Origin of the sequence: Brevundimonas sediminis, from assembly GCF_048799765.1 — a bacterium.
Lineage (GTDB): Bacteria > Pseudomonadota > Alphaproteobacteria > Caulobacterales > Caulobacteraceae > Brevundimonas.
This window is the reverse complement of record NZ_JBLYQK010000003.1, coordinates 20,688-35,634: the sequence shown is the minus strand read 5'-3', so window position 1 is coordinate 35,634 and position 14,947 is coordinate 20,688. Positions and strand designations below refer to the sequence as shown.

Sequence of the window (14,947 nt, the reverse complement as noted above, 5' to 3'; positions counted from 1 at the left end):
CTTAACCGACAACCCGACCGGACCGCGCGGCGCCCGCCGTTGCGGGTTCGCGCGCGCAAGGAGCCTCCCCCGCCCGTGTTCGCTTCCGACGCCAGCCATGAAGAACGCGACGCCGCTGTGCGCGCGGCCCTGGCGGAACAGGGCGACAACGGCGTGACGCCGCGCCACACCCTCTTCTACTTCTATGGCGAAGGGGACCACGACGACCTGAACGAGGTGGCCCGGCGCGCCGGCTTCGTCACCCGAGGTCAGGGGGACATGACCGTTCTGGAAACGACGATTCCCGTGGACGAGGCCTCGTTCGCGCCCGTTTCCTCCATGATGCAATCCTGGGCCGCGGCCTTCCAGCTCGACTATGACGGCTGGGAGTGCGCGGTCGTGACGAACTGACGATCAAGAAGAAGAGCCTCAGGCCATGCCCAAGCGCACAGACATCCAGTCGATCCTCATCATCGGCGCCGGTCCCATCGTCATCGGGCAGGCGTGCGAGTTCGACTATTCCGGCGTGCAGGCGTGCAAGGCGCTGAAGGCCGAGGGCTACCGGGTCATCCTGGTGAACTCGAACCCGGCCACGATCATGACCGATCCGGAGGTGGCCGACGCCACCTACATCGAGCCGATCACGCCGGAGATCGTCGAGAAGATCATCGCCAAGGAGAAGCCCGACGCCCTGCTGCCGACCATGGGCGGGCAGACGGCGCTGAACACGGCGCTGGCGCTGGAGGAATCGGGCGCCCTGAAGCGCCACGGGGTCGAGATGATCGGCGCCAAGGCCGAGGTCATCGACAAGGCCGAGGACCGTCAGAAATTCCGCGACGCCATGGACAAGCTGGGTCTGGAAAGCCCCCGCTCGAAGGCCGCCCACTCGATGGAGGAGGCGCTGGAAGGTCTGGAGTTCGTCGGCCTGCCCGCCGTGATCCGTCCGTCCTTCACCCTGGCCGGCACCGGCGGCGGCATCGCCTTCAACCGCGAGGAGTTCGAGGAGATCGTCCTGCGCGGCCTCGACCTGTCCCCGACCACCGAGGTCCTGATCGAGGAATCGGTGCTGGGCTGGAAGGAGTACGAGATGGAGGTCGTCCGCGACACCGCGGACAACTGCATCATCATCTGCTCGATCGAGAACGTGGACCCGATGGGCGTCCACACCGGCGACTCGATCACCGTGGCCCCGGCCCTGACGCTGACCGACAAAGAGTACCAGCGCATGCGCACGGGCTCGATCAACGTGCTGCGCGAGATCGGCGTCGAGACCGGCGGATCGAACGTCCAGTGGGCGATCAATCCGAAGGACGGCCGCATGGTCGTCATCGAGATGAACCCGCGCGTGTCGCGCTCGTCGGCGCTGGCGTCCAAGGCCACCGGCTTCCCGATCGCCAAGGTCGCCGCCCGTCTGGCCGTTGGCTACACCCTGGACGAGCTGCAGAACGACATCACCCAGGTGACCCCGGCCTCGTTCGAGCCGAGCATCGACTACGTCGTCACCAAGATTCCGCGCTTCGCCTTCGAGAAATACCCGGGCTCCGAGCCCCTGCTCGGCACCTCGATGAAGTCGGTGGGCGAGGTCATGGCCATCGGCCGAACCTTCCAGGAATCGATGCAGAAGGCCCTGCGCGGCCTCGAAACCGGGCTCAACGGCTTCAATGAGGTCGAGATCGAGGGCGTCGCCGGCGCCGAGGACGACGCCTCCGCCCGCGCCGCCGTCATCCGCGCCCTGGGCGTGCCGACTCCGGACCGCCTGCGCGTGATCGCCCAGGCCTTCCGCCACGGCCTGACCGTCGAGGAAGTCCAGGCCGCCTGCTCGTACGAACCGTGGTTCCTGCGCCAGATCGCCGACATCGTCCGCACCGAGGGCCATGTCGTCGTGCAGGGCCTGCCGACCACCGCGACCGACTTCCGCAAACTGAAGGCCAAGGGCTTCTCGGACGCGCGTCTGGGTCAGCTGACCGGCAAGGCAGAAGCCGACGTCCGCGCCGCCCGCCGCGCCCTTGAGGTCCGCCCGGTGTTCAAGCGCATCGACACCTGCGCCGCCGAGTTCGCCAGCGCCACCGCCTATATGTACTCGACCTACGAGACCGGCGCCCTGGGCCAGGTCCCGCAGAACGAGGCTGATCCGTCGGACCGCAGGAAGGCGATCATTCTGGGCGGCGGCCCGAACCGGATCGGTCAGGGCATCGAGTTCGACTACTGCTGCTGCCACGCGGCGTTCGCCTTCGACGACATCGGCGTCGAGTCGATCATGGTCAACTGCAACCCCGAGACGGTGTCGACCGACTACGACACCTCGGACCGCCTGTATTTCGAGCCGCTGACGGCCGAGGACGTGCTGGAGCTGATCGACGTCGAGCGCTCGAAGGGCGAACTGATCGGCGTGGTCGTGCAGTTCGGCGGTCAGACGCCGCTGAAGCTGGCCCACGCGCTGCAGGCGGACGGCGTGCCGATCCTGGGCACCACGGTCGACTCGATCGACCTGGCCGAGGACCGCGAGCGCTTCCAGCAGATGCTGCACGACATCGGCCTGAAGCAGCCGCCGAACGGTCTGGCCCGCAGCGCCGAGGAAGCCGCCCAGAAGGCGGAAGAGGTCGGCTATCCGGTCGTCCTGCGTCCGTCCTATGTGCTGGGCGGCCGCGGCATGCAGATCGTGCACGACCGCGAGCAGCTGGACCGCTACGTCCACGAGGCCATGTCGGTCTCGGGCGACGATCCGGTGCTGATCGACCACTATCTGAACCGCGCCACCGAGGTGGACGTGGACGCCCTGTGCGACGACGAGACCGTCTTCGTGGCCGGCGTGCTGGAGCATATCGAGGAAGCCGGCGTCCACTCGGGCGACAGCGCCTGTTCGATGCCGCCGTGGTCGCTGCGCCCCGAGACCGTCGCCGAACTGAAGCGCCAGACCGAGGCCATGGCCCGGGCGCTGAAGGTGCGCGGACTGATGAATGTGCAGTTCGCCATTGAGGAGCCGCACAGCGAAAACCCGCGTATCTTCGTGCTGGAAGTGAACCCGCGCGCCTCGCGCACGGCGCCGTTCGTCGCCAAGACCATCGGCCGGCCCATCGCCGCCATCGCCGCCAAGGTGATGGCCGGCGTGCCGCTCAAATCCTTCGGCCTGACCGACAAGCCCTACGACCACATCGCGGTGAAGGAGGCGGTCTTCCCGTTCGCGCGCTTCGCCGGCGTCGACACGGTTCTGGGACCGGAAATGCGCTCGACGGGCGAGGTCATGGGTCTGGACTGGAAGCGCGACGGCGAGGCCGACATGGCCCCCGCCTTCGCCCGCGCCTTCGCCAAGTCCCAGATCGGCGGCGGCACCACCCTGCCGACCGCAGGCTGCGCCTTCATCTCCGTGAAGGACGAGGACAAGCCCTTCATCCTCGACGCGGCGAAGACTCTTCTGGCCGAAGGCTTCAGCCTGATCGCCACCGAGGGCACCCACTCGTATCTGGTCGAGCAGGGTCTTGAGGTCGGGCATGTGAAGAAGGTGCTGGAAGGTCGTCCGCACATCGTCGATGCGATGAAGAACGGCGAGGTCCAGCTGGTCTTCAACACCACCTCGGGCAAGCAGTCCCTGCAGGACAGCTTCAGCCTGCGTCGCACCGCCCTGATGATGAAGATCCCCTACTACACGACCGCCGCGGGGGCGCTGGCCGCCGCCCAGGCGATCGGGGCGATCAAGGCGGGCGAACTGGATGTTCGCCCGATCCAGAACTACGCCTGAAGACCTCCGGCGGCCGTCGAACAACGGTCGCCGGATCCGCAATTGCCGCTAGCGCGCAGTTAAACCTCCGTTAGGTGGCGCGGGCGCATGGCTGGGTCCTGTATCTGGACGAATGTCTCATGGCGCGGGTCAGCACTCCTTTCAGGGCCTTTGCGGTAGGCGCTCTGGTTGCGTGCGCCAGCACGGTCGCGGTCGTCGCCAACACCGCGGCCGCCCCCGACGACAACGTCGTGGCCGTCATCTATTCGCCCTGGCGTGATCCCGCCGACGCCTTCTCCCGCACCGCCGCCGCCGCGCCGGTGATGGGCCAGGGCGCGGCCCCCTTCATTCTTCTGTCCCGTCCCCGATCGGATGCCGAGCGCCAGGCGCTGGGCCGCAGCGGGGCCTGGCTTGTTCTCGACGGCTCCCTCGCACGCTGGTGCGGGTCCGCTTCCGGAGGTGACGATGTCGCTTGATTCCCTCGACGCCCAACGCCGCCTTGGCGGCAAGGTCCTGATCGCCCTGATCGCCGTCATGGCCCCTCTGGTGGCCGCGGCGCGCATGCTCGCGGGCGAAGCTTTCATCGGGCCGCTGATCAGCGCAATCGCCCTGGCGGGCGCGGCCGGGGCGCTGTGGAAGGTCGGTCGCGGCGGCGTTGCGGCCCAGATGGGTCTGGGCGTCGTCCTGATGGCCCAGGTCTCCCTGCTGGTCGGCGCCCTGGCCGGCCACAGCTGGCAGATCGACATGCACATGACCTATTTCGCCGCCCTCGCGGTGCTAGTCGTGTTCAGCGACTGGCGCGTGATCGCCGCCGGCGCCGCCGCCGTCGCTCTGCACCACCTCGCCCTGAACTTCATCCTCCCCGCGGTGGTCTTCCCCGGCGGCGGCGATTTCGGCCGCGTCGTGCTCCACGCCGTGATCCTGATTGTCGAGACCCTGGTCCTGGTCGCGGTGACCAACAGCGTTTCCACCATGTTCGAGCGGGTGCAGCGGACCATGGCTGAAACCGCCGAGGCCCGGGACGCCGCCGATCAGGCCGACCGCATGGCGCGCGAGAGCGAGGCCGGCCAGCGTCGCATGGAACAGGCCAGCCTGGCGGAGCGGGAACAGAACGCCCGCGAACAGCAGGTCGCGGTCACCGCGCTCGGCGAGGGCCTCGCGCGTCTCGCCGGCGGCGACCTGACCGCCCGCATCGGGTCCGACTTCCCCGAGGCCTATCGCCTGCTGCGCGAAGACTTCAACGCCGCCGTCGACCGGCTGGCCGCCTCCATGGCCGCCATCTCCGGCGTCACCCACGGCATCCGCGGCCAGAGCGACCAACTGGCCCGCGCCGCCAACCAGCTGGCCCAGCGCACCATGCGTCAGGCCGCCGGTCTGGAAGAAGCCGCGGCGGCGCTGGAAGAGATCACCACCACGGCCGGATCGACCGCCGCCGGCGCCGATCGGGTCGCCGACGTCAGCGCCCAGGCCCGGACCCACATCCAGACCTCGGTGGAGGTGGTCAACTCGGCGGTCACCGCCATGACCCAGATCGACAACTCGTCGCGCGAAATCAGCCAGATCATCGGCGTCATTGACGAAATCGCCTTCCAGACGAACCTGTTGGCCCTGAACGCCGGCGTCGAGGCCGCGCGCGCGGGCGACGCGGGCCGCGGCTTCGCGGTCGTCGCCTCGGAAGTCCGGGCCCTGGCCCAGCGCTCGGCGGACGCGGCGAAGGAAATCCGAACCCTGATCCAGGACTCCGGCCGTCAGGTCGGCGACGGCGTGGCCATGGTCGGCCAGACCGGTACGACGATCGACGGCATGGTCGAGCGCTTCACCGAGATCAACAACCTGATCCGCGAAATCTCCCGCGCCTGCGCCGAGCAGAGCGAAGGTCTGGGGCAGGTCAACACGGCCGTCTCGATGATCGACCGCACGGTCCAGGAAAACAGCGCCGTGGTCGACGAGACCAACGAGGCGGTCACCGTCCTGAACCAGGAAGCCGAACGTCTGGGCGCCCTGGTCAGCGGCTTCCGCCTGCCGTCGGAGACGGCGGCGCGGGACGCCCTGGCCGCCTAGATTCCCGCCCCCGGCTCCGGGTCCACGTCCGCGTCCCGCCCCTCAACGATCCTCGCCGCCGCCAGGTCGGCGGTGACGTTGCCGATGGTGCGGAAGATGTCCGGAATGACCTCGACCGCCAGCAGCAGGGGCAGGACCTGCACCGGCACGCCCATGGCCAGGCAGATGGGGGCGATGGAGACGAAGAAGCTGACCTGACCGGGCAGGCCCACGGTGCCGACCGAGACCGCCAGCGCCGTCAGGCCGCCGACCACCCACAAGGCCGGCCCCAGATGGATGCCATGCAGGTGGGCGACGTAGATGACCACCGCCAGGTTGGCGACCGGGCTGGTGATGCGGAACACCGCCACCGCCAGCGGCAGGACCAGGCCCGCCGTCGCGGTCGATACGCCCAGGGCATTGCGCGCCTGCTCGACCATGGCGGGGAGGCTGGCCAGGGAAGACTGGGTCGAGAAGGCCACGACCTGCGCCGGAACCACGCCGCGCGCGAACCGCGCCAGTCCGATCCGCCCGAACGGCACGGCCACGGCGTAGATCAGCAGGATCAGCCCGACCTGGGCCAGCACGACCATCGCCACATAGTGGCCCAGCACGCCCAGCGCCCCGAGACCTGCATTCAGCCCGACCCCCATCGACAGGGCGAACACCCCGACCGGCGCGGCCAGCAGCACCCAGTGGACGATGACGATCATCGTCTCGGACACCGCCTCGAAGAAGGTCACCAGCGGCTCACGCAGCCGCGCCTCAAGACGGGTGGTGGCGAAACCGAAGGCGACGGCGAAGACCACGATACCCAGGATGGCGTCCTCGGCCGCGGCGCGCACGGCGTTGGGCGGGGCGAGGCTGGTCAGAAAGGCCGGGAGGCCGCCCCCGTGAGCGCTGTTGGTGACCGCCGAGGCGTCCGGCGCGCTGGCCAGCAGGGTGCGCGCCCCTTCCGGGCTGATCGGCCAGAGAAGATGCAGTCCCTCGGAGGCCAGGAAGGCGTAGGTCACGGCGCCCAGCAGCAGCAGGCCGAAGACCAGCAGCGCCTTCAACGCCAGTCGCCCGGTGGCCGCGGCGTCGGCGATCGAGGCCACCCCGGTCACCAGAAGGCCGAAGACCAGCGGGATGATGGTCATCTTCAGGGCGTTCAGCCACAGGGTCCCGATCGATCCGATGACCGCCGCCGTCCCCTCCCCGCCCGGCAGGCCCCACGCCTGGGCCGCCGCTCCCGCGAACAGGCCGGCCAGCAGGGCGATCATCACCCACAGGCTCAGGGATTTCAGGGCGGAACGGAGTCGAAGAGCAGCCATCGGAGGAAGCTATGCGGGGATTGCGTCGGACGCCATCGTCTTGTTCGCCGTCGACTCTGGACGGACGCCGGGGAAACCGCCCAAAGTCGGTTCGCTAACGGGAGGCGCCCATGATCATCGTCCATCACCTGAACGACTCGCGCTCGCAGCGGGTGCTCTGGCTGCTCGAGGAGTTGGGCGTGCCCTATGAGGTGAAGCGCTATGAACGGGACGCGAAGACCCGGCTTGCGCCGCCCGAGCTGAAAGCCATCCACCCGCTGGGCAAGTCACCCGTCATCCAGCACGGCGACGTCATCGTGGCCGAGACCGGGGCCATCGTCGAATATCTGCTCGAAACCTTCCCCGACGCCGGACTGAAGCCCGCCCCCGGCACGCCGGAGGGCCGGCGCTATACCTACTGGCTCCACTATGCCGAGGGCTCGGCCATGACGCCCCTGCTCCTGAAGCTCGTCTTCAGCGTGGTGCCGCAGCGCTCACCCGCCCTGATCCGCCCGATCGCCAGCGGCATCTCGAAGAAGGTCGGCGCCAATCTGATCGATCCGCAGATCGCCAGCCATCTGGGCTACTGGGAAGCCGAACTCGGAAAAGCCGAATGGTTCGCCGGGGACCGCTTCACCGCCGCCGACATCATGATGAGCTTCCCGCTGGAGGCGGCGAGCTCTCGCGCGCCCTTCGGCGACCGCATGCCCCGGGCGGCGGCCTTCCTGCAGCGCATCCACGCCCGCCCGGCCTATCAGAGGGCGCTTCAGCGGGGCGGCCCCTACGCCTACGCCTGACCGGGTCGGCACTGCGACACCCGGGACACGGTTTCGTCAGTCGCGATGTCCGCAGGAAACCCGGACCCGGCGCGAACGTTAACGGGCCATGCGCCTGAAGACTGTCCAGATCATCGCCGCCCTTGTCGCGGCCATCGCCTTCGTTCTCGCCTTCATCGCCGCAGGAATCCTGCTGGTGTCCGGCCTGTTCATGACCCTGGGCCTCGCCGCCGTCGCCTGGCTGGCCTGGAGCCTGATCCGTCAGGTCCACCAGATTCGGGGCCGGAAAACCGCGACACTCACGCGCCCTTGAACCTTTCGACTTAAGGCCCTACCCTCTTGGGCCGGTCGCGTGCGCCCAGCGACCTCTGTGTCGAGTAGTCTGTCAGTCGGGCGAAGCAAGAAATTCACGACATATGGAAAAAGTGCCGATGACGGCCGAGGGCTACCGTGTCCTCGACGATCAGCTGAAGCAATTGAAGTCGGTCGAACGGCCGAACGTGATCGCGGCCATTTCCGAGGCCCGCGAGCACGGCGACCTGTCCGAAAACGCCGAGTATCACGCGGCGAAGGAGCGGCAGGGCTGGATCGAAGGCTCGATCGCCGAGATCGAGGACAAGCTGTCGCGCGCCCAGGTGATCGACGTCTCCAAGCTGTCCGGCGACCAGGTGAAGTTCGGCGCCACGGTCACCGTGGTCGACGAGGACACCGAGGAAGAGGGCCGCTACCAGATCGTCGGCGAGCATGAGGCCGACGTGAAGGCGGGCAAGATCTCCATCGCCTCCCCGATCGCCCGCGCCATGATTTCGAAAGAGGTCGGCGACGTGGTCGAGGTCAACACGCCCGGCGGCGTGAAGGCGTACGAAATCCTCAAGGTCGAGTGGAAGTAGGCTCACCGCCGAAACCGCTCACGATCCGCGTCGTCTCGGACGGCCGGATCGGGATGGAAAATCAGGCGCTGGGGTTGGCGGAAGCCCTCCAGCGCCTTTCGCCGTCTGAAATCACCGTTTGCCGCGTCAAGTGGCGAAAAGCTTTCGACAAGCTGCCCTCGGCGCTGAAAGCGCCATGGATGCTGGACCCGACGTCGGATGATCCCTTCCCCAAGTCCGGCGAGGCCTGGCCGGACGTGTGGATCGCCACCGGTCGCGCCACCCTGCCCCTGTCGCTGATGGCCAAGCCCCGCTCGGGCGGAAAGACCTTCGTCGTCCAGACCCAGGACCCGCGCTGGCGGACCGGCGACTATGATCTGATCGTGGCCCCGAAGCATGACGGGATCGACGGATCGAACGTCCTGTCGATCACCGGCTCGCCCCACCGCATCTCGGCCGCCCGGCTGGCGGAGGGCGCAACGGCCTTTGCGGATCGGCTGGAGCCCCTGCCCCGCCCGCGCGTGGCGGTGCTGATCGGCGGCAAGTCGCGCGCCCACGACCTGCCCGAGGCCCACGCCGCGGACCTGGCCGACCGGATCGCGGCGACGATCACGACGGCGGGCGGCTCCCTGATGCTGACCTTCTCACGCCGGACGCCCCAGGCGGCGAAGGCGGCGATGACCGCGCGGCTGTCCCACCTGCCCGGCCTCATCTGGAACGGCGAGGGCCCGAACCCCTATTTCGCCTTCCTGCAGTTCGCCGACCACATCCTGGTCACCGAGGACAGCGCCAACATGGCCGCCGAGGCCGCCTCGACCGGCAAGCCGGTGCACATCCTGCCGATGGTCCCCACCAGGCCCGCTGACAAATTCGCCCGCCTGCACGCCGACCTGCGTGAACGCGGCGCGGCGCGGCCGTTCGACGGAACGCTGGAAAGCTGGAGCTATGAGCCGCTGGCAGAGACCGACCGCGCGGCGCGGGACGTCCTGACGCGCCTCGCCGTCAGGAACGGATAGCTCGACGCGCGAGGCCGGGCGTGGCTTGCTGATATCCATGCTGGAGCTTCTCGCCCTCGCCGCCTTCGGCCTGTCGCAGATATCCGCCGAGGAGGCGGCCCGACCGCGTGTGTCGATCTGCACGGCCCAGGAGGGACGGCTGGATCGCCATACCGGCTTCAGGCGCCCTGACGGTCAGGTCTGGTGGTATGCGACGCTTGCGGAAGGCGCGGCCCCGTTCGATGCATCGCAAGAGGTCACTGCAAGCGACCGCGACTGGTACCGCGAACGTCGCCCTCTGACGGTCCGCGGTCTGACCTATCAGTTCGACAGCCTCGAGCCGCTCGATGACTGGCCCTTCCGCCGCTACAACCGCGTCATAGTCCCGATCGACGGCGTCCCCGCCCTCGTTCCCATGGGCGCGGAAGACCGTGAGGTCTGGGTCCTGCTGGAGCCCGTAGGCTGCCGTTTCGCGGTCTGGGCCCGCGAGGACGAGCCGAACTAGGCTCCGGACGCGCCGGTGTCGTCCTCGTCCTTCTTTTTCGCATTGGCGGCGGTGGCCGCGCCCATCAGCGCCACGCCGATGCCCGATCCGATAGCCACGCCAAGGCCGAGCCCCAGGGCCAGGTTGTCCGTCGCCACACCGAGCGCGACGCCCATGGACAGCCCCAGTCCGATGCCGATCGGCAGGAAAGCGGCTGGATTGCTCTTCTTCATCCCCGACTCCTTTGTCCCCTCCGGCGAGCCTAGCATCGCGAAAAGCGGAATCAGCCCCTAAATAGGCGCCATGAGCACTCTCCGTACTGTCCGCGTCGCCATCATCGGGTCCGGCCCCGCCGGCTGGACCGCCGCCATCTACGCCGCGCGCGCGCTCCTGCAGCCGGTCGTCATCGCGGGCCTGCAGCCCGGCGGTCAGCTGACCATCACGACCGACGTCGAGAACTACCCCGGCTTCGCGGACGTCATCCAGGGCCCCTGGCTGATGGAACAGATGCAGAAGCAGGCCGAGCACGTCGGGACCGAGGTCATCCACGACATCGTCGTGAAGGCCGACCTGTCGCAGCGCCCGTTCCGGCTGACGCTGGACAGCGGAACCGAGATGCTGGCCGAGACGGTCATCATCTCCACCGGCGCCCAGGCCAAGTGGCTGGGTCTGGAGAGCGAGGCCAAATACCAGGGTTTCGGCGTGTCCGCCTGCGCCACCTGCGACGGCTTCTTCTATCGCGACAAGGACGTGATCGTGGTCGGCGGCGGCAACACCGCCGTGGAAGAGGCGCTGTTCCTGACGAACTTCGCCCGCAAGGTCACCGTTGTGCACCGCCGCGACGAGTTCCGCGCCGAGAAGATCCTGCAGGACCGCCTGTTCGCCCACCCGAAGGTCGAGGTGGTCTGGAACAACGCCATCGACGAAATCCTGGGCGAGACCAACAGCTTCGGCGGCGTGAACGTCACGGGCGCGCGGCTGAAGAACGTCGAGACCGGCGAGACCCGCGAAATCACCGCCGACGGCGTCTTCATCGCCATCGGCCACGCGCCGTCGTCGGAACTGTTCGCCGGACAGCTGGAAACCAAACAGGGCGGCTATCTGGTCGTGAAGCCGGGCACCGCCGCCACCGCCATCGAGGGCGTCTGGGCCGCGGGCGACGTGACCGACGACATCTACCGTCAGGCCGTCACGGCCGCGGGCATGGGCTGTATGGCCGCGCTGGAGGCTGTGCGCTTCCTCGCCGAGGAAGACCACGCCAGGGCCCACCATCCGATTTCGCACAAGGAAGCGGAAAAGATCGGCGTCTGGTGATCCCGCCGGGCCCGGACGCGTCCTGTTTCTGGGCCTGATTGAACCCGATCACGGCGCCGGCTGAGCGGTCGGCGTCGGATGCGCCCCGGCGCGCGGTCGTGTCAGCCGAACAGCTGCAGCTCCGCCGGCGCGGCCTCGACCGGCTCGCCGACGCGTCGCCGCAGGGCATAATCGACGGCCTTCTGCACAGCGCGCTCCTCGGCCGGCTTGGAAAGCACGCCGATGGTGCCGGCGACGCCGTTGCGGACCATGCCGGGATTGGCCGTCATGAACAGGACGGTGACGCCCATCTCCTGGGCCAGGATGCGACCCAGCTCCACGCCGGTGGCGCCGTCGGAAAGGTGGATATCCACGAGCGCGAGATCGACCTCATTCTCCCGGACCAGATCCAGCGCCGAGCGCGCGTCCGCCGCCGTCCCGATCACCTCATGCCCGAGATCCTCAAGCACAAAGCGCAACTCCATCGCGACGAGGGCTTCATCTTCGATAATCAGGATACGGGCGGTCATATCGGAACGGACGTCAGGTCTTTCAGGCGAAGGGCCTCTGTATGAGGCGCCACGGGAACGCGCAAATGCGCTGCAGGTTTCGGGCCAGACGAGACTATTCGAGCGCCAGAGCCGCCCGGCGCCGGGACAGGGCTGTCGCCGGCAGGTCCGCGATCACACGCAGCCCATCCGAAGCCCAGACCCGCTCCAGCCGTCCACCCAGTTGCCCCTCCACGGAAAGGGTCGCCAGCGACGAGCCGAAGCCACTACGCGCGGGCGGGCCTTTCAGTTCCGGGCCGCCGTACTCACGCCACCCCAGAATGAAACGATCCCCTTCGTTTCGGGTCTCCAGCTCCACATGGCCTCCGTCGGTCGACAGCGCCCCGTATTTGGCGGCGTTGGTCGCCAGCTCGTGGAACAGCAGGGCCACCGATGTGGCCGCCTGATCGTCGAAGGTCGCATCGTCTCCCGACAGGCGCACCCGCGCCGCCCCTTCGGGTCCGGCGTAGGCCTTGAACAGATCGGCGAGGAAGGCGTGCAGGGTCATTGTGCCGACCAGCGGCCGGGACGTTTCGGTATGGGGCCGTACGAACTCATGCGCACGGGCGAGGGCGTTGATCCGGGTCCGCACCACGCCCGCAAAGGGCTTCGCCTCCGGGAACTGCCGGGCCGACAAGGCGATAAGCGCCGAGACCACCGCGAAGATATTCTTGATCCGGTGGCTCAGTTCCTGGCTCAACAGTTCCTTGGACTGCTCCATCCGCTTCAGGTCGTCGATGTCGGTGCAGGTGCCGAACCAGCGGACGATTTCGCCATCCTCATTGCGGATCGGCATCGCGCGGCCCAACGTCCAGCGATAGACGCCCGAACGATGGCGGAGACGGTATTCGATCTCGTAAGGATCTCCCGTCTCGAGTGAATGCCGCCAGCGGGCCCAGGCGCGATCCTGATCCTCGGGGTGGAACATGTCGTTCCAGGCCTCGCCGTCGGTCGAGCCCTCGGGCACCCCCGTAAACTCGTACCAGCGGGCATTGTAGTAGTCGTGGAAGCCGTCCGGCAGGGTCGACCAGACCATCTGGGGCATGGAGTCCGCGATCGCCCGGAAGCGGGCCTCGCTCTCCGCCAGTTGTTCGGTCATCCCGGCCCGCGCCGCATGGGATCGGCGCAGTTCCATCTGGGCCATCACCTGATGGGCCAGAACCGTCAGGGTCTCGATCTGGAGATCGCTCAGCCCCTCGGGGCGCGGGCGGCTGTCGATGACGCAAAGGGAGCCCAGCGGCTGCCCCTCGCGGCTGACCAGCGGCGCCCCGGCGTAAAAGCGGATGTCGGGGGCTCCGGTGACCAGTGGATTGTCGGCGAAGCGCAGGTCCTGCGTGGCGTCGGGCACCACCATGACGCCCTCGCCGCGCATGGCATGGTCACAGAAGGACCAGTCCCGCGGCGTCGCGCAGGCGTCGAGTCCCACGCGCGCCTTGAACCACTGCTCATCGTCGGCGACCAGGCTGATCAGGGCCGTGGGCGTCTCGCAAATGCGCGCCGCCAGCCCGACCAGTTCGTCAAAGTCGACCTCCGGGGCGGTGTGCAAAACCCCGTAGGCGCGCAGCGCCGCCAGTCGCTCTTGCTCGGCGGCGTCGCTGCTGGAACCGGTCCTGTTGTCTCGCACGCCCTGGCCTCAAGCGGCGCCGTGCGCCGGTCTCCCGACTCTAATGCGAAGATGCGCGTCCCGTTGCAACCGTGGCAGCGGCGAATTCAGGCGCCGGGCCGTCCGACTTCCTCGACCGCCATCGGCGTGACCCCGGGCGCGGGCGCGGCGGCCGGAGCCGGGCGTGCGGGCGCCTCGAAAGCCGCCAGCCTTTCGTTGATCGTGGCGATGTCTTCCGCGGTGGCCTGACGACGACCGCCCAGCGAAAGCACGCCCACGGTCCGGGTCTGACCGTTGATCTCAACCGTGCGCGTAGTTTCCCGTCCGTTGGCTGCGGCAAGCGCCAGCGCCGCCTCCGCCTCTTCCGCCGTCACAGTCTCCGGGAGCTTGATGCGCGGCCGGGCGAACCGGGCCTCGTCGATCACCGGTTCGCGCCCGGCATAGCTCTGGTTGAAGGCTGCAGGTTCTCCGTACACACCCTTCCAGCGATAGAAGATGTGCGCGCCCACCTGGGTCAGTTTGTTGAGGGTCGGAGCCCACCAGGGGTGAACGTAGTCAGCGTGATAGTGCGTCGCCGTACCGACCTGCGCCGACACATGCCCGGCGAGGGCGCGATCGGCGACCTTGCGCGCGCGGTCCCAGGCCCAGGCCGCCGGCGCCTGCGACAGGGCGCCGTCGCAGGTGAAGCTGAACTGGCAGCCGGTCACCCGCTCCGCCCCTTCGAACACCACGCCGCAGATGCTGTTGGCGTAATTCGGATCCCGGACGCGGTTCAGGATGACCTGGGCGACCGCCTCCTGTCCCTCGGTCGGCTCAAGCGCCGCCTCGTAATAGATGGCTTGCGTCAGGCAGCGCTGCGCGCGACGTCGATCCTCCGCCGAAGCCGGCCGGAAGACGAAAGGCCGGGCGGCCCGCAACTGGCCGGACACCGAGGGCGTGGCCGCGTTCAGCCGAAGCGCTTCGAGCCCGGTCTCGCCGAAATCGAGGGTCGGCTTTCCGGCCAGACCCAGCGTCTCCCAGCCGGGCGTCAGACCATAGAGCTCGGGCCGACGCGAAAAGGGGTCCATACGCTGGGCCAGCGCCAGCTGGGCGGGCGTCATCCGCGCCTTGATCGCCGCGAGCCCCCGGTCGGACAGATCGCCGCCGGTGACCTGACGGACCACATCGACACGTCGATCGATTTCAGGGCGCGGCGTGGAGGACGCCGCCATCGCCACCCCGAAGACCGCCAGCATGAAGGGCGCGGCGGCGACCAGCCGGCGCGTGCGCTTCACCATCGAGGTCAGGGCCGTCCTGTTCAGCGTTCATCTCCAGAGCATCCGTTCCGGGGACCGGAGCTCGCATCCTGCAACC

At 68.4% G+C, this 14,947-nt stretch carries 15 protein-coding genes; 10 read left to right on the top strand and 5 right to left on the bottom strand.

Annotated features, from left to right (window positions below; all coding sequences use genetic code 11):
* Positions 1-75: 75 nt before the first annotated feature.
* The 4 genes from ACLQ7T_RS02800 (at position 76) to ACLQ7T_RS02785 (ending at position 5,755) form a co-directional block, all read left to right on the top strand.
* Positions 76-390 carry a hypothetical protein gene (locus ACLQ7T_RS02800; protein WP_420478035.1) on the top strand — a complete coding sequence of 105 codons (315 nt, stop codon included), beginning with the start codon at positions 76-78 and terminating at the stop codon, positions 388-390.
* Positions 391-415: 25 nt separating this feature from the next.
* Positions 416-3,715, top strand: a complete 3,300-nt coding sequence (gene carB / locus ACLQ7T_RS02795) for a carbamoyl-phosphate synthase large subunit (protein WP_420478034.1) — start codon at positions 416-418, stop codon at positions 3,713-3,715.
* A gap of 74 nt (positions 3,716-3,789) precedes the next feature.
* On the top strand, positions 3,790-4,170 hold the full coding sequence (locus tag ACLQ7T_RS02790; protein WP_420478033.1) for a hypothetical protein: 381 nt from the start codon (positions 3,790-3,792) through the stop codon (positions 4,168-4,170).
* Positions 4,160-5,755 (top strand): methyl-accepting chemotaxis protein, encoded by a 1,596-nt coding sequence (locus ACLQ7T_RS02785; protein WP_420478032.1) that lies wholly within the window; start codon positions 4,160-4,162, stop codon positions 5,753-5,755. Before ACLQ7T_RS02790 ends, ACLQ7T_RS02785 begins: the two co-directional genes overlap by 11 nt.
* Here ACLQ7T_RS02785 and ACLQ7T_RS02780 read toward each other — a convergent pair.
* Positions 5,752-7,047 carry a dicarboxylate/amino acid:cation symporter gene (locus ACLQ7T_RS02780; RefSeq protein WP_420470914.1) on the bottom strand — a complete coding sequence of 432 codons (1,296 nt, stop codon included), beginning with the start codon at positions 7,045-7,047 and terminating at the stop codon, positions 5,752-5,754. The genes ACLQ7T_RS02785 and ACLQ7T_RS02780 overlap by 4 nt on opposite strands.
* 110 nt (positions 7,048-7,157) lie before the next feature.
* On the opposite strand from ACLQ7T_RS02780, the gene ACLQ7T_RS02775 reads away from it, so the two are divergent.
* The 5 genes from ACLQ7T_RS02775 to ACLQ7T_RS02755 all read left to right on the top strand — a co-directional run bounded on the left by ACLQ7T_RS02775 (position 7,158) and on the right by ACLQ7T_RS02755 (position 10,171).
* On the top strand, positions 7,158-7,823 hold the full coding sequence (locus ACLQ7T_RS02775) for a glutathione S-transferase family protein (protein WP_420470915.1): 666 nt from the start codon (positions 7,158-7,160) through the stop codon (positions 7,821-7,823).
* 88 nt (positions 7,824-7,911) lie between these two features.
* Positions 7,912-8,115 (top strand): hypothetical protein, encoded by a 204-nt coding sequence (locus ACLQ7T_RS02770; protein WP_420470916.1) that lies wholly within the window; start codon positions 7,912-7,914, stop codon positions 8,113-8,115.
* A 103-nt stretch (positions 8,116-8,218) separates the two neighbouring features.
* Positions 8,219-8,692 (top strand): transcription elongation factor GreA, encoded by a 474-nt coding sequence (gene greA, locus ACLQ7T_RS02765; RefSeq protein WP_420470917.1) that lies wholly within the window; start codon positions 8,219-8,221, stop codon positions 8,690-8,692.
* Positions 8,683-9,687, top strand: coding sequence for a mitochondrial fission ELM1 family protein (locus ACLQ7T_RS02760; protein WP_420478031.1), 1,005 nt, complete (start codon positions 8,683-8,685; stop codon positions 9,685-9,687). The genes greA and ACLQ7T_RS02760 overlap by 10 nt, the downstream gene beginning before the upstream one ends.
* 25 nt (positions 9,688-9,712) lie before the next feature.
* Positions 9,713-10,171, top strand: coding sequence for a hypothetical protein (locus ACLQ7T_RS02755; protein WP_420478030.1), 459 nt, complete (start codon positions 9,713-9,715; stop codon positions 10,169-10,171).
* On the opposite strand, the gene ACLQ7T_RS02750 is transcribed toward ACLQ7T_RS02755, so the two are convergent.
* Positions 10,168-10,383 (bottom strand): glycine zipper domain-containing protein, encoded by a 216-nt coding sequence (locus ACLQ7T_RS02750; protein ID WP_420478029.1) that lies wholly within the window; start codon positions 10,381-10,383, stop codon positions 10,168-10,170. The two genes, ACLQ7T_RS02755 and ACLQ7T_RS02750, sit on opposite strands and share 4 nt — an antisense overlap.
* A gap of 70 nt (positions 10,384-10,453) precedes the next feature.
* On the opposite strand from ACLQ7T_RS02750, the gene trxB reads away from it, so the two are divergent.
* Positions 10,454-11,464, top strand: a complete 1,011-nt coding sequence (gene trxB, locus ACLQ7T_RS02745) for a thioredoxin-disulfide reductase (protein WP_420478028.1) — start codon at positions 10,454-10,456, stop codon at positions 11,462-11,464.
* A gap of 101 nt (positions 11,465-11,565) precedes the next feature.
* Here trxB and ACLQ7T_RS02740 read toward each other — a convergent pair whose 3' ends face one another.
* The 3 genes from ACLQ7T_RS02740 to ACLQ7T_RS02730 all read right to left on the bottom strand — a co-directional run bounded on the left by ACLQ7T_RS02740 (position 11,566) and on the right by ACLQ7T_RS02730 (position 14,871).
* Positions 11,566-11,973, bottom strand: coding sequence for a response regulator (locus tag ACLQ7T_RS02740; protein ID WP_420478027.1), 408 nt, complete (start codon positions 11,971-11,973; stop codon positions 11,566-11,568).
* A gap of 94 nt (positions 11,974-12,067) precedes the next feature.
* Positions 12,068-13,615, bottom strand: coding sequence for a sensor histidine kinase (locus tag ACLQ7T_RS02735; protein WP_420478026.1), 1,548 nt, complete (start codon positions 13,613-13,615; stop codon positions 12,068-12,070).
* 86 nt (positions 13,616-13,701) lie between these two features.
* Positions 13,702-14,871 carry a cell wall hydrolase gene (locus ACLQ7T_RS02730; protein WP_420478025.1) on the bottom strand — a complete coding sequence of 390 codons (1,170 nt, stop codon included), beginning with the start codon at positions 14,869-14,871 and terminating at the stop codon, positions 13,702-13,704.
* Between the last annotated feature and the right edge of the window lie 76 nt (positions 14,872-14,947).